General features: G+C 64.4%; 21 protein-coding genes. 11 read left to right on the top strand and 10 right to left on the bottom strand.

Translation table 11 applies throughout. The features are described 5' to 3' along the window. Window positions 1–71: 71 nt before the first annotated feature. From AC1RRE_RS14760 to AC1RRE_RS14750, 3 genes are read left to right on the top strand one after another with little or no spacing between them, the layout of a single operon-like run. Window positions 72–812, top strand: a complete 741-nt coding sequence (locus tag AC1RRE_RS14760; RefSeq protein ID WP_492981949.1) for a class I SAM-dependent methyltransferase — start codon at window positions 72–74, stop codon at window positions 810–812. Next, window positions 809–1,810, top strand: coding sequence for a glycosyltransferase family 2 protein (locus AC1RRE_RS14755; protein ID WP_492981948.1), 1,002 nt, complete (start codon window positions 809–811; stop codon window positions 1,808–1,810). The genes AC1RRE_RS14760 and AC1RRE_RS14755 overlap by 4 nt, the downstream gene beginning before the upstream one ends. Next, complete coding sequence (locus tag AC1RRE_RS14750) at window positions 1,807–2,142, top strand: DMT family transporter (RefSeq protein ID WP_492981947.1); 336 nt, start codon at window positions 1,807–1,809, stop codon at window positions 2,140–2,142. Before AC1RRE_RS14755 ends, AC1RRE_RS14750 begins: the two co-directional genes overlap by 4 nt. Window positions 2,143–2,145: 3 nt before the next feature. Here AC1RRE_RS14750 and AC1RRE_RS14745 read toward each other — a convergent pair whose 3' ends face one another. Continuing rightward, the gene (locus tag AC1RRE_RS14745; RefSeq protein ID WP_492981946.1) at window positions 2,146–3,297 is read right to left on the bottom strand and encodes a DegT/DnrJ/EryC1/StrS family aminotransferase; all 1,152 of its coding nucleotides are present in this window, start codon (window positions 3,295–3,297) and stop codon (window positions 2,146–2,148) included. Then, window positions 3,278–4,255 carry an NAD-dependent epimerase/dehydratase family protein gene (locus AC1RRE_RS14740; RefSeq protein WP_492981945.1) on the bottom strand — a complete coding sequence of 326 codons (978 nt, stop codon included), beginning with the start codon at window positions 4,253–4,255 and terminating at the stop codon, window positions 3,278–3,280. Before AC1RRE_RS14740 ends, AC1RRE_RS14745 begins: the two co-directional genes overlap by 20 nt. Between AC1RRE_RS14740 and AC1RRE_RS14735 the strand changes: the two genes are divergently transcribed. Beyond that, window positions 4,249–4,902 carry a hypothetical protein gene (locus tag AC1RRE_RS14735; RefSeq protein ID WP_492981944.1) on the top strand — a complete coding sequence of 218 codons (654 nt, stop codon included), beginning with the start codon at window positions 4,249–4,251 and terminating at the stop codon, window positions 4,900–4,902. The genes AC1RRE_RS14740 and AC1RRE_RS14735 overlap by 7 nt on opposite strands. Here the strand turns inward: AC1RRE_RS14735 and AC1RRE_RS14730 are convergent. The 4 genes from AC1RRE_RS14730 to ugpB form a co-directional block, all read right to left on the bottom strand. Further along, window positions 4,815–5,894 carry an ABC transporter ATP-binding protein gene (locus AC1RRE_RS14730; RefSeq protein WP_492981943.1) on the bottom strand — a complete coding sequence of 360 codons (1,080 nt, stop codon included), beginning with the start codon at window positions 5,892–5,894 and terminating at the stop codon, window positions 4,815–4,817. The genes AC1RRE_RS14735 and AC1RRE_RS14730 overlap by 88 nt on opposite strands. A gap of 9 nt (window positions 5,895–5,903) precedes the next feature. Continuing rightward, the gene (gene ugpE, locus AC1RRE_RS14725; protein ID WP_492981942.1) at window positions 5,904–6,761 is read right to left on the bottom strand and encodes a sn-glycerol-3-phosphate ABC transporter permease UgpE; all 858 of its coding nucleotides are present in this window, start codon (window positions 6,759–6,761) and stop codon (window positions 5,904–5,906) included. Then, on the bottom strand, window positions 6,761–7,642 hold the full coding sequence (ugpA, locus tag AC1RRE_RS14720) for a sn-glycerol-3-phosphate ABC transporter permease UgpA (protein ID WP_492981941.1): 882 nt from the start codon (window positions 7,640–7,642) through the stop codon (window positions 6,761–6,763). The genes ugpE and ugpA overlap by 1 nt, the downstream gene beginning before the upstream one ends. 73 nt (window positions 7,643–7,715) lie before the next feature. Next, a complete protein-coding gene (gene ugpB, locus AC1RRE_RS14715; protein WP_492981940.1) occupies window positions 7,716–9,065 on the bottom strand; it encodes a sn-glycerol-3-phosphate ABC transporter substrate-binding protein UgpB in 1,350 nt (449 codons plus the stop codon). Window positions 9,066–9,183: 118 nt separating this feature from the next. Here ugpB and AC1RRE_RS14710 point away from each other — a divergent pair, with 118 nt between their 5' ends. Then, complete coding sequence (locus tag AC1RRE_RS14710; RefSeq protein ID WP_492981939.1) at window positions 9,184–9,915, top strand: M48 family metallopeptidase; 732 nt, start codon at window positions 9,184–9,186, stop codon at window positions 9,913–9,915. 12 nt (window positions 9,916–9,927) lie between these two features. Then, window positions 9,928–11,145, top strand: a complete 1,218-nt coding sequence (locus AC1RRE_RS14705) for a multidrug effflux MFS transporter (RefSeq protein WP_492982943.1) — start codon at window positions 9,928–9,930, stop codon at window positions 11,143–11,145. On the opposite strand, the gene AC1RRE_RS14700 is transcribed toward AC1RRE_RS14705, so the two are convergent. Beyond that, a complete protein-coding gene (locus AC1RRE_RS14700; protein ID WP_492981938.1) occupies window positions 11,142–12,182 on the bottom strand; it encodes an alpha/beta hydrolase family protein in 1,041 nt (346 codons plus the stop codon). The two genes, AC1RRE_RS14705 and AC1RRE_RS14700, sit on opposite strands and share 4 nt — an antisense overlap. Next, complete coding sequence (locus tag AC1RRE_RS14695; protein ID WP_492981937.1) at window positions 12,179–14,314, bottom strand: transglycosylase domain-containing protein; 2,136 nt, start codon at window positions 14,312–14,314, stop codon at window positions 12,179–12,181. Before AC1RRE_RS14695 ends, AC1RRE_RS14700 begins: the two co-directional genes overlap by 4 nt. A gap of 146 nt (window positions 14,315–14,460) precedes the next feature. Between AC1RRE_RS14695 and AC1RRE_RS14690 the strand changes: the two genes are divergently transcribed. From AC1RRE_RS14690 to AC1RRE_RS14675, 4 genes are read left to right on the top strand one after another with little or no spacing between them, the layout of a single operon-like run. Beyond that, window positions 14,461–14,610 carry a hypothetical protein gene (locus tag AC1RRE_RS14690; RefSeq protein ID WP_492981936.1) on the top strand — a complete coding sequence of 50 codons (150 nt, stop codon included), beginning with the start codon at window positions 14,461–14,463 and terminating at the stop codon, window positions 14,608–14,610. Beyond that, complete coding sequence (locus AC1RRE_RS14685; protein ID WP_492981935.1) at window positions 14,607–15,386, top strand: metal ABC transporter ATP-binding protein; 780 nt, start codon at window positions 14,607–14,609, stop codon at window positions 15,384–15,386. Before AC1RRE_RS14690 ends, AC1RRE_RS14685 begins: the two co-directional genes overlap by 4 nt. A 30-nt stretch (window positions 15,387–15,416) precedes the next feature. Beyond that, the gene (locus AC1RRE_RS14680) at window positions 15,417–16,289 is read left to right on the top strand and encodes a metal ABC transporter permease (protein ID WP_492981934.1); all 873 of its coding nucleotides are present in this window, start codon (window positions 15,417–15,419) and stop codon (window positions 16,287–16,289) included. A 1-nt stretch (window position 16,290) separates the two neighbouring features. After that, the gene (locus tag AC1RRE_RS14675) at window positions 16,291–17,187 is read left to right on the top strand and encodes a metal ABC transporter solute-binding protein, Zn/Mn family (protein ID WP_492981933.1); all 897 of its coding nucleotides are present in this window, start codon (window positions 16,291–16,293) and stop codon (window positions 17,185–17,187) included. A gap of 80 nt (window positions 17,188–17,267) precedes the next feature. On the opposite strand, the gene AC1RRE_RS14670 is transcribed toward AC1RRE_RS14675, so the two are convergent. Together AC1RRE_RS14670 and leuA are read right to left on the bottom strand one after the other, a co-directional pair. Then, window positions 17,268–17,606, bottom strand: a complete 339-nt coding sequence (locus tag AC1RRE_RS14670; protein WP_290811128.1) for a P-II family nitrogen regulator — start codon at window positions 17,604–17,606, stop codon at window positions 17,268–17,270. A 211-nt stretch (window positions 17,607–17,817) separates the two neighbouring features. Further along, window positions 17,818–19,530 carry a 2-isopropylmalate synthase gene (gene leuA, locus AC1RRE_RS14665; RefSeq protein ID WP_492981932.1) on the bottom strand — a complete coding sequence of 571 codons (1,713 nt, stop codon included), beginning with the start codon at window positions 19,528–19,530 and terminating at the stop codon, window positions 17,818–17,820. 443 nt (window positions 19,531–19,973) lie between these two features. Between leuA and AC1RRE_RS14660 the strand changes: the two genes are divergently transcribed. Beyond that, a complete protein-coding gene (locus AC1RRE_RS14660) occupies window positions 19,974–20,675 on the top strand; it encodes a CoA transferase subunit A (protein WP_492981931.1) in 702 nt (233 codons plus the stop codon). Window positions 20,676–20,677 lie beyond the last annotated feature (2 nt).

The raw sequence follows: 20,677 nt of genomic DNA, 5'->3' as shown, positions 1-20,677 counted from the left end.
TGGCGGAGCCTAGGCTGGACTTGGTAAACCATTCACTTACAACGAAATCAAATGGAAAACCGGTAAAGTGCATGGAGCGGGTTGAATACCACCGGATGGCGGTACTGGAAGCGACCATGTGGTGGTATCGCGCCCTGCATGCCGGCCTGATCGACCGCCTGCTTGCGGCCAAGCTGCCAGTGGGCGCTGCGCGGCTGCTGGATGCCGGCTGTGGCACCGGCGGCCTGCTGGCCCGTTTATCCGCCATGCCCACAGGATGGCAGCTCAGCGGTCTGGAATATGATGCCGAGGCCGCCGGCCTGGCCCGGGACAAGACCGGCCTGGATATCGAAACCGGCTCGATCAATGCCATGCCCTATGCGGATGCGAGCTTTGATGCCGTGGTCAGTGCCGATGTGCTCTGCCATGCCGGGGTGAACGAGGCGGCCGCGCTTGCCGAGATCCGGCGCTGCCTGAAGCCCGGTGGCCTGCTGCTGCTCAACCTGCCGGCCTATCAGTGGATGGCCTCGGCCCATGATGCCCATGTCCATAACGCCCGGCGTTACACGGCGGGGCAGGCGCGGGCGCTGCTGGAGGGCGCCGGCTTCGCCCCGGTGCGGAGTGGCTATTGGAACAGTCTGCTGTTTCCGTTAATGCTGCTGCACCGGCTGATGGCCCGGTCCGAACAGGGCCACGGCAGCGATGTCCGGCCCTTTCCGGCCTGGCAGGAAAAACTGTTCTTCGCCGTAACAGGAGTAGAGCGATGGCTGGCCCGGGCCGGCCTGCGGCTGCCCTTCGGCGGTTCGGTATGGGTGGAGGCGAGGAAAGCATGAGTCTGGTGCAGGAGACGCAGGGCATGACGGAACTGGCGACGACGCCGGCTTTCGCGCTGTCGATCGTGGTACCGGTCTATAACGGCGCCACCAGTGTGCCGACGCTGGTCGAAGCGCTGGCGAAACTGACCGTGCCCGGCGGCCACGAGATCGTGCTGGTCAATGACAGCAGCCCGGATAATTCGCTGGACGTCTGCCGCGAGCTGTGCCGCAGGAATGCCGTGGCGCTGACGGTGGTCAATCTCGCGCGCAATTTCGGCGAGCATAATGCTGTGATGGCGGGCCTCAGCCATGCCCGCGGCGAATACATCATCAACATGGACGACGACCTGCAGAACCCGCCCGAGGAAGTGGTGCGGTTGTGGCAGTACGCAAAAGACAACAAATACGACGTCGTCTATACTTACTATGCCGACAAGCAGCATGCCGCCTGGCGCAACCTGGGCAGCCGCTTCACCAACTGGTGCGCCGATCATCTGCTCGACAAGCCCAAGGGCCTGTATCTGTCCAGCTTCCGCTGCATGAGCGCCTTTGTCGCCCGCCAGATTCTGATCCATACCGGCCCGTTCCCTTATGTGGACGGCCTGATCATGCAGGTGACCCAGAATATCGGCCGCCTGCAAGTGCAGCATCTGGCTCGCGCCGAGGGCCGCAGCAACTACACGATCCGCCGTCTGGTGCGGCTGTTCATGTCGATGTTCCTGAACTTCTCGGTGATGCCGCTGCGCATCGGCACACTGGTCGGCTTCGTCATGGCCGGGCTCGGGATGCTGGTCTTTCTCTTCATCCTGGTCGAGGCGCTGAGCGGCCGCACGCCGCAGGGCTATGCCTCGGTGATGGCGGCGATCCTGCTGCTGGCCGGCGTGCAGCTCATCATGCTGGGGCTGGTGGGCGAATATCTCGGTCGCCTGTTCCTGACCGTGAACCGCAAGCCGCAATTCGTGGTGCGCGACATCGAGCGCAACGAGCGCGCCATCAAGGGCGGAGACGCGGCATGATCTGGTTCTATGTGGCGCTCGCCGTCGGTGTCCTGCTCGGCGTGGCCGGGCAGATGCTGTTGAAATCCGGCGCTTCGGGCGAGACGTTGCTGCAGCAGTTCCTGGCGCCGCAGTCGATCATCGGGCTGGGGCTCTATTTCGCCGCCGCGCTTTGCTACATGTATGCGCTGCGCAAGATTCCGGTCTCGATCGCCTTCCCGAGCGTGGCGCTGTCCTATGTGCTGGTCGCGCTGCTGGCCTTCTGGCTCTATGACGAGGCGTTGACCATGCCGAAGGTGCTCGGCATCGCGCTGGTCTGTGCTGGCGTCGTTCTGATCACGCGTTCGGCGTAAAGCCTACTTCCAGGCGTCCTTCACGGCGGCGATCACCGTATCGACATCGGCATCGCTGAGCTGCGGATAGAGCGGCAGGCTGAGCACGCCTTTGGCGGCACGTTCGGTATTGGGCAGGCCGCCGGGACCGAGCGGCACGCGGTCCTTGTAGGCCGGCTGCAGATGCACCGGCACCGGATAATGGATCAGGGTACCGATGCCGCGCTCTTTCAGTGCGGCCTGCAGTGCATCGCGGCGTTCGCCTGCATCCACCACATACAGATGATAGACCGGCTTGGCGCCGTCGCGGGTCTTGGGCAGCTTCAGGCCAGACACGCCGGCAAGGCCCGCATCGTAGCGCGCGGCGATGGCCTGGCGACGCGCCGTGTCCTGCGGCAGGGCCTTCAGCTTCACGCGCAGGATCGCGGCCTGCAGCGGATCGAGGCGACTGTTCATGCCGGCAATGGCGCTGATGTAGCGCTCTTTCCAGCCGTACTCGCGCAGGGCCCGCAAGGTATCGGCCAGGGCCGCATCGTCGGTGGTGATGATGCCGCCGTCGCCGATGGCGCCCAGATTCTTGGTCGGATAGAGGCTGTAGGCGGCGATCTTGCCGAAACGGCCGACCATCTTGCCGTTCAGCATCGCGCCATGGGCCTGGGCGTTGTCTTCCAGCACGACAAGGCCGTGCTTCTGCGCGATTGCCACGATCTGCGGCAGAGCGGCCGGCTGGCCGTAGAGCTGCACGGGAATGATCGCCTTGGGCTTGGGCGCCTTCGCCGGCCAGGATGCCAGCACGGCCTCCAGCGCCGTCACCGACATGGTGTAATGCTCATCGGTATCGACCAGCACGGCCGTCGCCCCGACCAGCTCGATGGCCGAGACGGTGGCGACCGCCGTGTGCGAGACGGTGATGACCGCGTCGCCGGGGCCGATGCCCAGTCCGCGCAGAGCCACGATCAGCGCATCGGTGCCGCTGGCGACCGCCACGGCATGCTGGCTCCCGGACCAGGCGGCGAATTCCTTCTCGAAGGCGGCGACTTCCTCGCCCTGGATATACCAGCCGTTTTCCAGAACACGCTTCAGCGCGGCATCGATCTCGTCGCGCTGCGCCAGATAGGCGGCCTTGGGGTTGGTCTGCGGAATCATCGGGTCGTTCTCACAGGTAATACGCCGCATGGGCGCGATAGTAGTCCAGGGTCTGCTGCAGGCCCTGCGCCAGGTCGGTGCGCGGCTGCCAGCCGGTCGCCTTGCGGAAGGCGCTGTCGTCGGCGACATAGTCGCCGATATCGATCTTCTTGCGCTCGGCGGGGAAGACCTTGCGGTCGAAGCCGCCGCTGCCGGCTGTGGCGATCAGCAGCTCGGCCAGTTCCAGCAGCGATACCGGCGGGCAGCCGCCGACATTGTAAACCTGTCCGATGGCCGTATCGCTGTCAGCGGCGGCAAGCAGCGCATCCACCATGTCTTCCACATAGGTGAAATCGCGCTTCTGTTCGCCGCCCCAGACCTCGAAGCGGGTGTCCTGGATCGCGTGACGCACCCAGATGCCGAGGAAGGTCTGCTTGGCATCCCTGATGCGCATGCGCGGGCCGAACACGTTGGTCAGCCGCAGCGCCGTGGTGCGCATGCCATGCACGCGCGCATAGAGCATGTGATAGGCCTCGGCGGCGTATTTATGGATGCCGTTGATGTCGGGCGGCGCGATGGGATGTGCCTCGTCGACCGGCAGGTAACGCGGCGGGCCGTAGAACTGCCGGGTTGAACTGAAGACCAGGCGGGTCTGCGGATTGACCCGGCGCACCAGTTCCAGGAAGCGCAGATTGGCTTCCTGGTTGAGCCGCAGGTCTTCCAGCGGCTGCTGCATCGAGTCCATATGCGAGGTCTGGCCGGCCAGATTGAAGATCGCGGCAGCCCCGGCCACCGCATCGGCGATGGGCGCCTCGGCGCCGATATCGGCTTCCAGCAGGGTGATGGGGGCGGGCAGGCCGGACAGGTTGAAGGGATTGGCGCCGTATTGCGCCAGCATGCGGTCGATCACGGTGACCGCGGCGCCCAGGCCTGCGAGCCGGCGCACCAGGTTGGAGCCGATGAAGCCCATGCCTCCGGTGATCACCACCGGTTTGTCACGCCATGTCATTCTGTCTCAAACCCATCCACGTCAAGAAGGTGTCGGCAATCAACGAATTATGCCCGAATACATTCCATTTTGGCAGGGCCGGGCTTGTCGTTCGGGGAGGGCTGCGGCAAAGTAAAGTCATGTTCAGACAGAATTTCGGACGGCTTGGCCTGTTCCTGCTTGCGGCTTTGGCCGGCTGCGCCGGCAGCGAGCCCTATTATCTGGGCCGCTGGCAGCCTGCCGATGCCGGCAGGGTGGAGATCGGACAGCCCCTGCCTATGAACGACCCGGTAACGGGACGGCCGAATTTCTCGGTCTGCTACAGCAGCATGCTGCATAAGGCCGAGCAGGTGCGGGCCCTGGTGCAAAAGCATTGCGGCGATCCGCAGTTGAGAGAGAATACCACCGATCTGTATTCCTGCTCGCTGGCCGCCCCGGTGCGGGCGACCTACAGCTGCAGCGCACTCAGCCGCACGGCGGAAGAGGCGCGGCCGAATCTGATCCGGTCCGATCCTCGCTGGGCGCGATCAATCTCAATTAAAGCCTCACTCCGGGCCGGCAGACCGGCCCGGAGTGAGGATCAGACGCCGAGGCGCAGGCCGCTTTCGGGATCGAAGAGATGTGCGCGCGAGGTGTCGATCACCAGGCCCGGCTTCGACTGGTCGTGATAACCGGCCTGGCTCGGCACACGCACCACGATCTCCTCACCGGCGATCTTGCCATGCAGCAGGGTATCGGCGCCCAGCTCTTCGGCCACGTCGACCGGCAGCTGCAGATGCGGCGTCTCGCCCGGGCGGGCCAGGCGGAACTGCTCGGGGCGGATGCCGATGCTGTAATTGCCGGCCGGAATCGACCACGACGCCGGCAGGACCAGCACGGTGCCGTCGCCCAGCACAGCCTTCGGGCCGCCGCTGCCGGGTTCCACCCTGCACTTGATGAAGTTCATGGCGGGTGAGCCGATAAAGCCGCCGACATAGGTGGTGGCCGGATTGTTGTAGAGCTCCTGCGGCGTGCCGATCTGGTCGGCGCGACCCTGGTTCATCACCACCAGACGGTTGGCCAGCGTCATGGCTTCGACCTGGTCGTGGGTCACGTAGATCGAGGTGACGCCCAGCTGCTGATGCAGGCGCTTGATCTCCAGGCGCATCTGCACGCGCAGCTTGGCATCCAGGTTGCTGAGCGGTTCGTCAAAGAGGAAGACGCTGGGTTCGCGCACGATGGCGCGGCCCATGGCGACGCGCTGGCGCTGGCCGCCCGACAGGGCGCGCGGCGTGCGCTGCAGGTAGGGCTGAAGCTGGAGGATCTCGGCGGCTCGCTGGACGCGCTTCTCGATGTCTTCCTTGCTCATGCCGCGGATGCGCAGGCCGTAGGACATGTTCTGGTACACGCTCATATGCGGATAGAGCGCGTAGTTCTGGAACACCATCGCGATGTCACGGTCGGCCGGCTCGATGTCGTTGACCACGCGGTCGCCGATCATGATCTCGCCGCCGGAAATCGCTTCCAGGCCGGCAATCATGCGCAGCAGGGTCGACTTGCCGCAGCCAGACGGACCGACGATGACGATGAATTCGCCATCGGCGATCTCCATGTCCACGCCATGAATCGCCTTCACCGGGCCGTAGTTCTTTTTCACGCTTTTCAGCGTCACCTTCGCCATGATGGGCGCTCACTTTTCCGTTTCAACGAGACCTTTGACGAACCAGCGCTGCATCAGCACAACGACGGCCACCGGCGGGAGCAGGGCCAGCACGGCCATGCCCATGATCACCGGCCATTCATAGAAGGCGTCCGGCGCGCGGATCAGGCGGCCAATCGCAAGCACGATAGTCTGGTATTTGTAATCCGAGGCGATCAGCAACGGCCACAGATACTGGTTCCAGCCATAAATGAACTGGATCACGAACATCGCGGCGATGCTGGTGCGCGTCAGCGGCACCAGAATATCCCAGAAGAAGCGCATGGGGCCGGCACCGTCGATGCGGGCGGCTTCCACCAGCTCGTCCGGCACCGTCATGAAGAACTGACGGAACAGGAAGGTGGCGGTGGCCGAGGCGATCAGCGGCAGCACCAGGCCGGTATAGGTATCGAGCAGGCCGAGATCGGCGACGATCTTGTAGGTCGGAATGATGCGCACTTCGACCGGCAGCATCAGGGTGATGAAGATCATCCAGAAGAAGAAGTTCTTCAGCGGGAAGCGGAAGTAGACGATCGCGAAAGCCGACAGCAGCGAGATGATGATTTTTCCCACGGCGATGGCAATCGCCATGATCAGGCTGTTCATCATCAGGACGATGGCCGGCGTGGCGCCGCTGACGCCCACCAGCTGTGGGCCATCGAACAGGGCGCGCGCCGTGTTTTCCAGCAGCTCGGCGCCGGGCAGCAGCGGCATCGGTGTCTGCGAGACATCCTGGATGGTATGCGACGCGGCAACGACGGCCAGATAGATCGGGAACGCGACGATGGCGATCATCGCGATCAGGAGGACATGCCCTAGGGCATCGGCGACAGGACGGCGCTCGATCATCAGTAGTGAACCTTGCGCTCGATGTAGCGGAACTGGACGACCGTCAGCGCGATCACGATGGTCATCAGGATGACGGACTGTGCGGCGGAGCCACCCAGGTCCTGCGCCTCAAAGCCATCGTACCAGACCTTGTAGACCAGAATCTCGGTGGTCTTGGCCGGGCCGCCGCGGGTCAGCGAGTGGATCACACCGAAGGTCTCGAAGAAGGCGTAGACCACATTGACGACGACGAGGAAGAACAGGGTGGGCGACAGCAGCGGAAACACGATGCTCCAGAAGCGGCGGATCGGACCGGCGCCGTCGATGGCGGCGGCCTCGATCAGCGACTTCGGGATCGATTGCAGGCCGGCCAGGAAGAACAGGAAGTTGTAGGAAATCTGTTTCCATGTGGCGGCGACGACCACAACGAACATCGCCTGATCGCCATTCAGATGGAAATTCCAGTCAACGCCGGCCTGCAGCAGCAGCCAGGCGAAAATGCCCGGACCGGGCAGGAAGACGAAGCCCCAGAGCGCGCCGGCAACGGCGGGCGCTACGGCATAGGGCCAGATGAGCAGCGTCTTGTAGACGGTGGTGCCGCGAACCAAACGGTCGGCGGTGACGGCGAGGAACAGCGACAGCGACAGGCCGATGGAGGTGACCAGCGCGCTGAACACGGCCGTGATCTTGAAGGAGTTGAGGTAATAGTCGTCTTCAAACAGGGCGAGGAAATTTTCCATGCCCACGAAATAGCTGCTGGTGCCGAAGGCATCTTCGCGCAGCACGGATTGCACCACCGCCTGGCTGGCTGGCCAGAAGAAGAAGATGATGGTGATGGCGATCTGCGGCGCAATCAGCAGGTACGGCAGAAGGCGATGATGAAAGACGACTCTTTTTTCCATGGGGCGCCAAAGAAAGGCCCGCGCCCTGTAAAGTCAAGGCGCGGGCTTCCGTTAAGTTGAATTAATCCGTCGCTTAGCGCGCCGCGTCGCGCTCGAACTGGCGAAGCAGGCGGTTGCCACGCTCCACGGCAGTATCGAGAGCTTCCTTCGGGGTCTTCTTGCCCGACCAGACCGCTTCGAGCTCTTCGTCCATCACGTCGCGGATCTGCACGAAGTTGCCCAGGCGCAGGCCCTTGGAGTTGCTGGTCGGCGGCTTCAGCAGCATCTGCTGCACCGAAGTGTCCGTACCCGGATTGGCTGCATAGAAGCCCTGCTGCTTGGTGGCTTCATACGACATCGGGGTGATCGGCAGGTAGCCGGTGTTCTTGTGCCACCAGACCTGGTTCTCGGTCGAGGACAGGTAGTCGAAGAACTGGGCCACGCCCTTGTAGTCTTCGGGCTTGTGCTTGCCCAGAACCCACAGCGAAGCGCCGCCGATGATCGAGTTCTGCGGCGCGCCGGCCACGTCGCTGTAATAGGGCAGCATCGAGATGCCCCACTTGAACTTCGCGCCACGGGCGAAGGTGGCATAACCGGCCGAGCTTTCCATGTGGATGGCGCACTCGCCCGAGACGAACTTGGCGTTCGCTTCGTTCTTGCGACCGCCATAGACCATCAGGCCTTCCTTCATCCAGGTCTGCAGCTGGGTGATGTGGCGCACATGCAGCGGGGTGTTGAACTGCAGCTCAGTGTCGAAGCCGTCAAAGCCGTTGGCCTTGCTGGAGAAGGGCACGTTATGCAGGGCCGAGAAGTTCTCGAGCTGCACCCAGGTCTGCCAGTTGGACTGGAACGGGCAGGTGCTGCCCGAAGCCTTCAGCTTCTTCAGCACCGGATCGAATTCCTGCCAGGTCTTCGGCGGCTTTTCCGGATCAAGGCCGGCCTTCTGGAAGGCGTCCTTGTTGTAATACATGACCGGGGTCGAGGAATTGAACGGATAGGACAGCATCTTGCCGTCCGAGGTGCTGTAGTAGCCGGTAACCGAGGTGATGTAGGAACCGGGATCGAACTTGTAGCCGTTCTGGCTCATCAGCTCATGCACCGGCTTGATCGCGGCGCGCGAGGCCATCATCGTGCCGGTGCCCACTTCGAAGACCTGCACGATGTGCGGACCCTTGCCGGCGCGGAATGCGGCCATGGCGGCAGTGAGGGTTTCCGGATAGCTGCCCTTGTTGACGGCAACGATCTTGTACTTGTCCTGGCCCTTGTTGAAGCCTTCAGCGACTTCATTGACGCGCTCGTTCAGGGCGCCAGTCATCGCATGCCACCATTGCAGCTCGATGCGGTTGTCCTTGGCCTGCGCCAAGGCGCTGCCGGCGCTGGCGGCTACCGCCGTGCCAGCCAGCAGCGCGAACGCGACCCGCGCGAGTTTCCCTGTCGATTTCATTGTTCCGTCTCCAGTGTTAAAGAAATCCGCCCTGAGTCGGGTGGCCGACTTTTTTTATGGTTCCTACGATGACGTTCGCACGTAAGATTTGTTACGGTTATATGACAAGGGGCGGCCGTTGACCAAGCCTTATTCTGCGCCTGTGGAAATCGAATCCGACCGGTTGAAGGTCGGCGCGCAGAGTTTTCCCTTCCTGGTGAAGCGCGATGCACGGGCCCGGCGCATGTTGTTGCGGGTCATGCCGCGCGACGGTTCGGTGGTTCTGGTACTGCCGACTCGGGCCAGCCTGAAATCCGGACAAAGATTCGTTACCGAGCAGGTGGCCTGGATTCTGGCCCGGCAGGAAGAGCGACCCGCGACCCAGCCCTGGGAGGACGGGGCTACTCTGCCGCTTTATGGTGCGCCGCACATTATTAGGCACCGGCCGGCGGGCCGGGGCGGCGTCTGGCTGGAAAGCGGGGAAATCCATGTCACCGGCAAGGTCGAGCATCTGCCGCGCCGCCTTCGCGACTGGCTGAAGCGCCGGGCGCGCGAGGAATTCGGCCTGCTGGCCCGCGAGATGGCCGGCGGCATCGGCGTGACGGTCAGCCGCGTCACCGTGCGCGATACCCAGAGTCGCTGGGGCAGCTGCTCGGCACATGGCAACCTGTCTTTCTCCTGGCGGCTGATACTGGCGCCCCCGGCCGTCGGCCGCTACCTCGTCGCTCATGAGGTGGCGCATCTGCGCCATATGGATCACAGCACGGCCTTCTGGTCGCTTTGCGCCCAGTTGCTGGGCGGCGAGGCCGACCTGCGCACCGCGCGCAGCTGGCTGCGCCGGCACGGTTCCAACCTGCATCTGCACGGCTGACGCGTGGCTGCGATGCGCCCGCTGTCCCGCGATTCCACCGCCCTGGTGATCCTGCTCGGATGCGCCACCGCGCTCGGGCCGCTCAGCACCGACATGTATCTTCCTTCCCTGCCGGCGCTTGCGGTGCTCTACGGCACCGATGCTGCATCCGTACAGCTCACCCTTAGCGCGTTTCTGGCCGGCTTTGCCGTAACCCAGTTGGTGTACGGCCCCGTCTCGGACCGCTTCGGCCGCCGGCCGGTGATGCTGTTCGGTATTGGTCTGTATACGCTGGCATCGATCGGCTGCGCCTTTGCCGGCAGCATCGAATGGCTGATCGCCTGGCGCTTCTTGCAGGCGCTGGGCGCCTGCGCCGGCGTGGTGCTCGGCCGCGCCATCGCGCGCGATCTGTTCGAAGGCGCCGCCGCGGCGCGCGCGCTGTCGATGATGGCGATGGTGCTCGGGCTGACGCCGGCGGTGGCGCCGATCCTGGGCGGCTATCTGCATGCCGGGCTGGGCTGGCAGGCGAATTTTATCGCCATGGCGCTGGTCGGCTGCCTGCTCGGGGCCTGCGTGCTGGTGTTCCTGCCGGAAAGCAACCAGCGCCGTAATCCGCTGGCCACCCGCATTGGTCCGATGCTGCGCAACTTTGCCACGCTGGCGCGTCATCGCGGCTTTCGCGGCTATGTGCTCTGCGTCTCCTTTTCCTATGGTGGCATGTTCGCCTTTATCTCCGGTTCCTCATTCACGCTGCGCACGGTGTTCGGCATCGGCGAGACGACATTCGGCTACTGCTTCTCGCTGATCGTCTTCGGCTATCTCTGCGGCGGTTTCATTGGCGCGCGACTGACTGTGCGGCTGGGCGTCGACCGCATGCTGGGGCTGGGCGCATTGCTCTGCGCCACTGGCGGCAGCGTGATGGCGCTGCTGCAGTTCTGGGCCTGGACGGCCGGCGGCGGCTGGCACTGGTTCAGCCTGATCGGTCCGATGATGCTGTTCACCATGGGGCTGGGCCTCACCATGCCGCAGGGCCAGGCCGGCGCGCTGCAGCCCTTTGCGCATATGGCCGGCGCGGCTGCGTCGCTGATGGGCTTCGTGCAGATGAGCATGGGCGCGGTCACGGGTATTCTCGTCGGCCATGCACTGAACGAGACCGCGCTGCCGCTCAGCCTTACGCTGGCAGCGATGGGCGTGGCGACGCTGCTCAGCTATCTGCTGATCGTGCGCAGACTGAAGGGCGTGACGGTTTAGGGATTGAGGCGGCTGAGCAGCCAGCTGCTGGTGCGCTCGATCACGCTCGGATCGATGTCACCCTGGAAGCCCGGGTCCTTGTCGTTCTGCAGCGGCTTCAGGTTGTGGCTGCCGCGCGGCACGATCACCAGGGCATGATCGTCGTTGCTGCGCGTCTGCAATGCGCGGTCGAGCACCAGCGCATCGCGCTCGGACGAAATCTGGATATCGGCGTCGCCCTGCAGCACCAAGACGGGGCCGGTATATTTCGCCGCCAGCGCCGGCGGATCGAGCTTGGACAGCGACTGCAGGAAGGGGCCGAGATAGGCGGGGTAGAGTGCAGCGAGGCCATTCGGCACATTATCCGGCACCTTGCCGCTGTCGCGCACCGTTTTGAGGATGCGCTCACTCTCGCCGAGGAAGTATTTGCGTTGCGTCTGGTTGGCGCGCTGATCGGTCAGCAACCGGCCCAGTTGTTCGCGCAGCACGGCGTCCAGCGGTCGGCCGGCAACCGAGGCAAGCACCAGAAAGCGCGGCTGTTCGGTAAGCACCAGACGGTTGGTGAGGTCGAGCGCGATCAGGCCGCCTTCGCCATGACCGAACAGGCCGGTCTTGGTCATCTCGACGCCGGGCTGCGCGCGCAGGAAGGCGTAGGCTGCATAGGCATCGTCGATGAAGCGGTCCCAGGCAAAGAACGCAGAGTACTTGTCCGCACTTGCCGGCAGGCCGGCGGCATTGGCATGCATGCCACGCTTGTCGTAGCGCAGGGTCGCGATACCCTTCTGCGCGAGGCCTTCGGCAATCTGGCGCAGCAGGTCGCTGCGGATCGTCGGCGGCTGGTTGCCATCGCGATCGGTTGGGCCGCCGCCCTGCAGCAGCAAGATGCCAGGTAGTTTGCCCCTGACATTGATGGGTGCGGTCAGTGTGCCCGACAGCACGCTGCCATCGTTCGAGGTGAAAGTGATCAACTGGTTGCCGACGCCATCGGCCGCCGCCGCCGTCATCGTGGTGAAGAGTACAGGCAGCGCCAGCACTGCAACAGCCAGTCGTCGGATCACTGCCGCACCGCCTGGGGGCCGACCTGCCAGATCATCTGTGGTTCGCCGGATTGTTGAGGCTGCTGCATCTGCGCGGGCTCGGCGGCCGGCGGCGCGGCCGGTTCGATATGGCTGCGGGGCGGTGGCGGCACGGCGTTGCCGCGCGTCTGCGGCTGGGCAGACTGCGCGCTGCCGCCGAAGCTGCCGACAATGCGGTCCCACAGCGAGGGCAGGCTGAAGCTGCGGCTCGGCGGTTGCGGCAGGTCGCTGACGGGACGGCCTTTCATGGCGTCGGCCATGAAACTGCGCCAGATTTGCGAAGGCAAGCCTGCACCGCTGACTTTCTTGGTCGGCGCATTGTTGTCGTTGCCGACCCAGACCGATGCCACCAGATCGGGCGTGTAGCCCACGAACCAGGCATCGCGATAGTCCGAGGTCGTACCAGTCTTGCCGGCCACCGGACGGCCGATCTGGGCAGCACGACCGGTGCCGCGCTCGACCACGCCGCGCAGCAGGTCGTTCAGGTCGCCCAGCGCGTCGCCGCCGATCATATGGGCGTAGGCACCGCCGGTATCGCGCTTGAACAGCGACACATTCTGCGCATTGCGGATTTCCAGCACGCCATAAGGCTGCACGGCATAGCCGCCATTGGCAAAGGCGGTATAGGCCGCGGTCAGTTCGAGCACGCCGACTTCAAACGCTCCAAGCGCAAGCGAGGGATGCGGCTTCAGGTCGCTGGTGATACCCAGTCGCCGCGCCGTCTCGATCACCTTATCGCGGCCGACCTTTTCATCGACCTGCACGGCGACGGTGTTGATCGAGCGCGCTACGGCGTCGCGCATGGTCATCGCGCCATGATACTGGCCGTCGTAATTGCGCGGCTTCCAGCCGGCGACCTCGATCGGCTGGTCGATGAACTGGTCATCGGGACGGATGCCCTGTTCGAGCGCGGTGAGGAAGACCAGCGGCTTGAAGGCCGAACCGGGCTGCCGGCGCGCCTGGGTCGCGCGGTTGTACGGGCTGTCGATATAGTCGCGGCCGCCGACCATGGCGCGCACCGCGCCGTCGGGCGCCAGCGCCACCAGGGCTGCCTGGTCGACATCCTGCTTTTCGGCTTCGCGATCCATGAGGGTGCCGACGGCGCGCTCGGCGCTGCCCTGCAGGCGACTGTCGAGCGTGGTGTAGACGGTGAGATCGTTATGATCGCGGCCGACGAGCTGATACACCTCGTCGATCACCCAGTCGGCGAAATAGCGCGCATTGGGCAGCGGCAGGCGCGAGCGCGCCAGCTGCGTTGGCTTGGCGATGGCGGCATCGGCCGCTTCCACCGTGATGTAGCCGGCCTCGACCATGTTGCGCAGCACCTGGGCGCCGCGCGCCTGTGCCGATTTGATGTTGCCGGTGGGGGCGAGTTTGGATGGCGCCTTCAGCAGGCCGACCAGCATGGCGGACTCGCCAAGAGAGAGCTTCGCTGCCGGCTTGTCGAAGTAGCGCTGCGCGGCGGCCTCGACGCCATAGGCGCCCGCGCCGAAATAGACGCGGTTGAGATACATCTCGAGAATCTGGTCCTTGGTGAAGCGATGCTCCAGCCGGAAGGCCAGTATCAGTTCCTGCACTTTGCGCTTCAGCGTGCGGTTCGGGTTGAGGAAGACATTCTTCGCCAGCTGCTGCGTCAGTGTCGAACCGCCCTGCACGGTGCGGCCGGCGCGCAGGTTGGCCCAGGTCGCGCGGCCGAGGCCGATCGGGTCGATGCCGAAGTGGCTGTAGAAGCGCCGGTCCTCGGTGGCCATCAGCGCCTGCGGCAACGCCGGCGGCAAAGCTTTAAGTGCCTGATGCTCGCCATAGAGATCGCCATAGGTGGCGAGCACCATGCCGTCGGCGGCCTTCAGCGTGACCGAGCTTTTGCGCTCGACGATATAGAGGTCATCGAAATCGGGCAGGTCATAGGCATACCAGGCGATCAGGCCGCCGAAGGCGACCAGGCCCCAGATGCCGGCCAACAGGGCGAGGCGTCCCAGCTTGCCCAACGCGCTGCCGCTGCCGCCCAGCCAGGCACCCCGGAAGAATTCGGGGATGCGGTTCGCAAGACCGCCTTTGCGGCGGCCGGAGGAGGTGGAGGACTTTTTGGGCGAGCGACGCGGCGTACGGGCCATGACTGAGTATGAATCGGGTCCGGAAAGGGGAAAAGCACCGGACTGACCGGCAGGCGGGGTGTGGCAGGGGAATGTGACCGGTTTAGGGCGGGGGTTGACGGCAGGGGGATGGCGTATGTTATAAAATAACACATAGAGACATCCTGATGCATGATCACCGCTCCCACCGGCACACGCCTGCCTTTGACCTGCCCATTGCCGCGCTGACCGCCGGCTGGTGGATGCGGCTGGCTGCGCTGCTGCCGGTGATCGCACTGCTCTGGGCGGCCATCGCCTGGGCCCTGATGGTGGAATGATGACCTGCGTTTCCGGTGAAATCCGCCTCGACAACGTGACGGTCGCCTATGACCGCCATCCCGCCGTGCATCATGTCAGCGGGCGGTTCGCGCCGGGCTCGCTTACGGCCATCGTCGGGCCGAACGGTGCCGGCAAGTCGACACTCCTCAAGGCCGTGATGGGCCAGATGCCGCTGGCCGATGGCAGCATCGAGCGCGGCCCGATCAAGGCCCGCGACATCGCCTTCCTGCCGCAGCAGGCCAGCATCGATCGCGCCTATCCCATTTCGGTGCTGGAACTCGTGCTGCTCGGTCACTGGCAGCGCGCCGGCGCCTTCGGCCGCATCGGCCGTGACGGCATCGTTGCGGCGCGCGATGCGCTGAACGCTGTCGGGCTTTCAGGCTTCGAGAAGCGCCCGCTCGGCACGCTGTCGGTCGGCCAGGCGCAGCGCGCGCTGTTCGCCCGCGTGCTGGTGCAGGATGCCCGCGTCATCCTGCTGGACGAACCCTTCAACGCCCTGGATGCGCGCACCATCGCCGACCTGCTGGCGCTGATGAACCGCTGGCATGGCGAGCAGCGCACCGTGATCGCCGTGCTGCATGATTTCGATCTGGTGCGGCAGAATTTCCCCGACGCCGTGTATCTGGCGCGCCGCCTGATCGCCTGGGGCCGCAGCAGCGATGTGCTGACCCCGGAAAACCAGCTCGCCGCCCGCCGCATGGCGGAATCCTGGGACGAGGACGCGGCGCTCTGTCACGTCGACGACGCGCATCACAACCACACCCACGCGGCCTGATCCGATGACCATCTGCAGCGAGGGACGCGCATGAGCGCGGCTTGGGATTTCCTGTTCGGCCCGTTCGCCGAATTCGCCTTCATGCGCCGGGCCCTGGTCGCCTGCTGCGCGCTGGCCTTGGGCGGCTCGCCCATCGGCGTCGTTCTGATGCTGCGTCGCATGAGCCTGTTCGGCGAGGCCATGAGCCATGCCATCCTGCCCGGCGCCGCCATCGGCTTCCTGGTCGCCGGTTTTTCCCTGCCGGCCATCAGCATCGGCGGCGTCATCGCCGGCCTGGTGGTGGCGATTGCCGCCGGTGCCGCGACCCGCGCCACCGACCAGCGTGAAGACGCCAGCTTCGCCGCCTTCTACCTGATCGCACTGGCGCTGGGCGTCACGCTGATCTCGACGCGCGGTTCTGCGGTGGATGTGATGCAGATCCTGTTCGGCTCGGTGCTGGCGGTGGACGAAGCGGCGCTGCTGCTGCTGGGTGGCGTTGCCAGCATCAGCCTGCTGGTCTTTGCCGCCATCTACCGTCCGCTGCTGGCCGATGGCTTCGATCCGGAATTCCTGCGCAGTGTGCGCGGCGGCGGCACGCTGTATCACTTCATCTTCCTGGGGCTGGTCGTCGTCAATCTGGTCGCCGCCTTCCAGGCGCTTGGCAGCCTGATGGCGGTGGGCCTGATGATGCTGCCGGCGCTGGCGGCGCGCTACTGGAGCCGCTCGCTGATCGCCGGCATGCTGGTCGCCGCCTTCATCGCGATGATCTCGGGCTATTGCGGCCTGCTGCTGTCCTTCCATGCCGACCTGCCGTCCGGTCCCGCCATCGTGCTGTTCGCCGGCGCCGCCTATTTCCTGTCGCTTGGCTGCGGTCGCCAGGGCCTGATCATGCTGTGGCGCCAGCGCCGCCACCTGGAAGGCTGAGATGCGCCGGCTGTGCCTCGCGGTTCTGGCCGCGCTGCTGCTTGCCGCACCGGTGCAGGCCGCGCCGAAGAAAGTCATCGCCAGTTTCTCGATCCTGGCCGATATCGTCACCCGCATCGGCGGCGAGCATGTGACGGTGACGACGCTGGTGCCGGCCATGGGTGATGCCCATGTCTTCCAGCCGGCGCCGTCCGATGCGCGCGCACTGGCGCAGGCCGATATCCTGATCGCCAACGGGCTGAATTTCGAAAGCTGGCTCGACCGTCTGGTCGCGGCTTCCGGCTTCAAGGGACTGCGCATCACCGCCACCGACGGCATCCGTCCGCGCCTGATGGGGCACAGCCATGCCGGCCATGATCACGGCCCGGCCGATCCGCATGTCTGGCATGACCTGCCGCGCATGCAGACCTATGTCGCCACCATCACTGCCGGTCTTGCGGCGGCCGATCCGGCCCATGCCGATCACTACCGCCAGCGCGGTGCCGCCTATGCGGCCGAGTTGAAGGCCCTGGATGCCTGGGCGCAGGCGGAATTCGAAACACTGCCGCGCGCCTATCGCAAGGCGATCACCCAGCACAGCGCCTTTGGCTATCTGGCCGACCGTTTCGATATCGAATTCCTGTCGCCGCAGGGCGTGACCACGGAATCCGAGGCCTCGGCCGATGGCGTGGCGAAACTGATCCGGCAGATGAAGCGTCAGCGCGTGCAGGCGCTGTTCTTCGAGAATATCGTCAATCCCCGGCTGATCGAGCAGATCGCCAAGGAGGCGAAGGTGCAGGTCGGCGGACGGCTGTATTCCGATGCGTTGTCGCCGCCGGGCGGCGAGGCGGACAGTTACGTGAAAATGTACCGCCTCAATGTCGAGCGGCTGACGGCTGCGATGCAGCGCGCCAACTAAAAATCTTCCTGAAAAGACATCGGCCCGGCTGCTAGGCAACCGGGCCGATGGATATTGCTGCTGCCAGGACTGTTTAAGTCTTAGAGAGCGTCGTCGTCGGTTTCACCCGTGCGGATGCGCAGGGCTTTTTCCAGATCGACCACGAAGATCTTGCCATCGCCGATCTGACCGGTCTTGGCTGCATTCTGGATCGCCTCGATCACGCGATCGGCAAGCGCGGACTTCACCGCCACTTCGATCTTGACCTTCGGCAGGAAGCTAACGGCGTATTCCGCCCCGCGATAAATCTCGGTGTGGCCCTTCTGTCGGCCAAAACCCTTTACCTCGGTGACGGTCAGGCCCTCGACGCCGAGGCTGGTAAGCGCCTCGCGTACTTCGTCGAGTTTAAATGGCTTGATGACTGCCATGACCAGTTTCATGTGTCTCACTCCTCAGCGTTGTTGGCCGGTGTCTGGGTCGTTGCCCGCACGGCGCGTCGTCGCCTGTCCCACCCTTCAAGAACCGTGCCGGTCGCCCGACGCGAGTCGGACACCACTTTAGCCGCCGCCGAGGCGGGCAGGAAAGGCCGCGGCGCGGCTTTCTGCCCTATTCTCGGCGGCTCTGCTGAAAGATTAGGCAACGAGCCTGCTTTTAGCTGCCCGCGATCAGGCGGTTCGCTGCGGAGGTCACGGCCTTGAGCGAGGCCGCGACGATATTCCGATCACGGCCTACCCCGAAGAGGGTGGAGCCGTCCGGACGCTTCACCTCCACATAGGCGACCGCCTCCGAGGAGGCGCCGCCATTGGCGGCCGTCGGCGCGATGGCATGCTCGCGGTAATCGATCAGGTTGATCGATACCCCGGCATGGCGGTTCAGCGCGTCGATATAGGCATCGATCGGCCCGGTGCCGTGGCCTTCCAGCTCGACGGCCTTGCCGCCGTCCTTGAGACTGGCGGTCAGGCTGCGCCGCTCGCTCTGATGCGGGTCGGGCAGGGTGCGGTGGCTGCCAAAGCCGAAACGGCCTTCCGGCTGGGTCAGATATTCCGACTGGAAGGTATCCCAGATGAGCTGCGGCGAGATTTCCTTGCCGGTGCCATCGGCGATGCGCTGGATCACCTGGCTGAACTCGATCTGCAGGCGGCGCGGCAGTTCGAGGCCGTAATCTGTTTCCAGGACGTAAGAAATACCGCCTTTGCCAGACTGGCTGTTGATGCGGATCACCGGCTCGTAGGCCCGGCCCACATCGGCCGGATCGATCGGCAGGTAGGGCACTTCCCAGATGCTGTCGTTGCGCTGGCCCTGTGCTGTCATGCCCTTCTTGATCGCATCCTGATGCGAACCGGAGAAAGCGGTGAAGGCCAGCTCGCCCACATACGGATGACGCGGATGCACCGGCAACTGGTTGCAGTATTCCGCCGTGCGGGCCACCGACGTGATGTCGCTGAAATCCAGCTCGGGGTCGACGCCCTGGCTGAACAGGTTCATCGCCAGCGTGACGACATCGACATTGCCGGTGCGCTCGCCATTGCCGAACAGCGTGCCTTCCACGCGGTCGGCGCCGGCCATGACGCCCAGTTCCGCCGCCGCCACGCCGGTGCCGCGGTCGTTATGCGGGTGCAGGCTGAGGATGATGCAGTCGCGGTTCTTCACCTTGCGCAGGAAATACTCGATCTGGTCGGCGTAGATATTGGCCGTGCTCATCTCCACCGTGGCTGGCAGGTTGAAGATGATTTTCTTTTCGCGAGTGGGCTTGATCACATCCATCACCGCTTCGCAGATCTGGATGGAGTAATCGATTTCCGTGCCGGTGAAGCTTTCCGGGGAATACTGGAAGACCCAGTCGGTTTCCGGCGCCGCATCAGCGAGCTGCTTCACCAGTTTCGCCGCATCGGTGGCGATCTTGGTGATGCCGGCCTGGTCGAGGCCGAAGACCACCCGGCGCTGCAGCGTCGAGGTCGAGTTGTAGAAATGCACGATGGCGCGATGCACGCCCTTCAGCGATTCAAACGTGCGGGTGATCAACTCTTCGCGCGCCTGGGTCAGAACCTGAATCGTGACATCCTCGGGGATCAGTTTTTCCTCGATGATCTGACGCACGAAGCTGAAATCGGTATCCGACGCCGCCGGGAAGCCGACCTCGATCTCCTTGAAGCCGAGCTTCACCAGCGTCTCGAACATGCGCAGCTTGCGGTCCGGGCCCATCGGTTCGATCAGGGCCTGGTTGCCGTCGCGCAGATCGACGCTGCACCAGGTCGGCGCCTTGGTGATGGTGCGGTTGGGCCAGGTCCGGTCGGGCAGGGTGATCGGCTGGAATGGTCGGTATTTGTGGAAATTCATCTTGGGCGGCGTGATGGCTTTGGTCATTGGGTTCGCTCCTGAGCGAAAATACGGTGCAACGATGACGGAGAAGGGCCGTATACGGCCGCTGACAGAGGCCCGCTGTTCAGCGGCCGCCGGTAAGTCGCAGTCGAAGCGTCAGGAGCTGCGCAGCGCGACGCGCAGCGACAGGACCGAAATCATCGTGATAAGGCGAGATGGACATGAAAAACCGACCGGTTGAAGGACTGCGCACGCACTTCGAGACGTCCCGACCCTGCTTACAGGATCGGGCAGCTAAGAAGTAGGATGCTCAGTCGGGCGGTTTTGTTCATATCCCCAACAAATTGCCAGTCCGTTCGCCCTGCGTCAAGTCGACCGTTGCCGCAGCGCAAACACGCCGGTAATGTCCCCGCGTTTCAGGGACTTGGGCCGCCCCGTCTGGGGAGTGGGGCCCGAGCCTTAGAAGTCTCCAGTCTGGGAAGGGGCGCATGAAAAAGGTTTACCCGAGTGCGAAGGCGGCGCTGGAAGGCATCGTCCGCGACAACATGATGGTGATGTGCGGCGGCTTCGGCCTCTGCGGCCTGCCGGAAAAGCTCATCGACGCGCTGATGGACAGCGGCGTGAAGGGCCTGACCTGCGTGTCCAACAATGCCGGCGTCGATGGCGCGGGCCTGGGCAAGCTGCTGGAGACCCGCCAGGTCAAGAAGATGATCTCGTCCTATGTCGGCGAGAACAAGATCTTCGCCAAGCAGTATCTGGCCGGCGAACTGGAACTCGAATTCAATCCGCAGGGCACCATGGCCGAGCGCATCCGCGCTGGCGGCGCCGGCATCCCGGCCTTCTTCACCAAGACCGGTGTCGGCACCCTGATCGCCGAAGGCAAGGAAGAGCGCGTCTTCAACGGCGAGCGCTACATCATGGAGACCGGTCTGGTCGCCGACATCTCGCTGGTGAAGGCCTGGAAGGCCGACACCGCCGGCAACCTGGTCTATCGCAAGACCGCGCGCAACTTTAATCCCGCGATGGCCACGGCTGGCAAGATCACCATTGCCGAAGTGGAGGAGATCGTCGAACCCGGTCAGCTGGATCCCGACAATATCCATACGCCGGGCATCTACGTGCAGCGCGTCATCCTTGGTGCGCCGTACAGCAAGACCATCGAAAACCGCACCGTGCGCAAGCGCGCCTGAGC

The organism is Ferrovibrio sp. GW821-FHT12D07, from assembly GCF_058807275.1.
Note: the sequence above shows the minus strand (reverse complement) of the source record. Positions and strands in the feature narration are given on the sequence as shown.

Bases quoted from the DNA above. Each gene is read 5' to 3' on its own strand.
- AC1RRE_RS14760 (WP_492981949.1), top strand. From the start codon at position 72: ATGGAGCGGGTTGAATACCACCGGATGGCGGTACTGGAAGCGACCATG.
- AC1RRE_RS14755 (WP_492981948.1), top strand. From the start codon at position 809: ATGAGTCTGGTGCAGGAGACGCAGGGCATGACGGAACTGGCGACGACG.
- AC1RRE_RS14750 (WP_492981947.1), top strand. From the start codon at position 1,807: ATGATCTGGTTCTATGTGGCGCTCGCCGTCGGTGTCCTGCTCGGCGTG.
- AC1RRE_RS14745 (WP_492981946.1), bottom strand. From the start codon at position 3,297: ATGCGGCGTATTACCTGTGAGAACGACCCGATGATTCCGCAGACCAAC.
- AC1RRE_RS14735 (WP_492981944.1), top strand. From the start codon at position 4,249: ATGTCATTCTGTCTCAAACCCATCCACGTCAAGAAGGTGTCGGCAATC.
- AC1RRE_RS14740 (WP_492981945.1), bottom strand. From the start codon at position 4,255: ATGACATGGCGTGACAAACCGGTGGTGATCACCGGAGGCATGGGCTTC.
- AC1RRE_RS14730 (WP_492981943.1), bottom strand. From the start codon at position 5,894: ATGGCGAAGGTGACGCTGAAAAGCGTGAAAAAGAACTACGGCCCGGTG.
- ugpE (WP_492981942.1), bottom strand. From the start codon at position 6,761: ATGATCGAGCGCCGTCCTGTCGCCGATGCCCTAGGGCATGTCCTCCTG.
- ugpA (WP_492981941.1), bottom strand. From the start codon at position 7,642: ATGGAAAAAAGAGTCGTCTTTCATCATCGCCTTCTGCCGTACCTGCTG.
- ugpB (WP_492981940.1), bottom strand. From the start codon at position 9,065: ATGAAATCGACAGGGAAACTCGCGCGGGTCGCGTTCGCGCTGCTGGCT.
- AC1RRE_RS14705 (WP_492982943.1), top strand. From the start codon at position 9,928: ATGCGCCCGCTGTCCCGCGATTCCACCGCCCTGGTGATCCTGCTCGGA.
- AC1RRE_RS14695 (WP_492981937.1), bottom strand. From the start codon at position 14,314: ATGGCCCGTACGCCGCGTCGCTCGCCCAAAAAGTCCTCCACCTCCTCC.
- AC1RRE_RS14690 (WP_492981936.1), top strand. From the start codon at position 14,461: ATGCATGATCACCGCTCCCACCGGCACACGCCTGCCTTTGACCTGCCC.
- AC1RRE_RS14685 (WP_492981935.1), top strand. From the start codon at position 14,607: ATGATGACCTGCGTTTCCGGTGAAATCCGCCTCGACAACGTGACGGTC.
- AC1RRE_RS14680 (WP_492981934.1), top strand. From the start codon at position 15,417: ATGAGCGCGGCTTGGGATTTCCTGTTCGGCCCGTTCGCCGAATTCGCC.
- AC1RRE_RS14675 (WP_492981933.1), top strand. From the start codon at position 16,291: ATGCGCCGGCTGTGCCTCGCGGTTCTGGCCGCGCTGCTGCTTGCCGCA.
- AC1RRE_RS14670 (WP_290811128.1), bottom strand. From the start codon at position 17,606: ATGAAACTGGTCATGGCAGTCATCAAGCCATTTAAACTCGACGAAGTA.
- leuA (WP_492981932.1), bottom strand. From the start codon at position 19,530: ATGACCAAAGCCATCACGCCGCCCAAGATGAATTTCCACAAATACCGA.
- AC1RRE_RS14660 (WP_492981931.1), top strand. From the start codon at position 19,974: ATGAAAAAGGTTTACCCGAGTGCGAAGGCGGCGCTGGAAGGCATCGTC.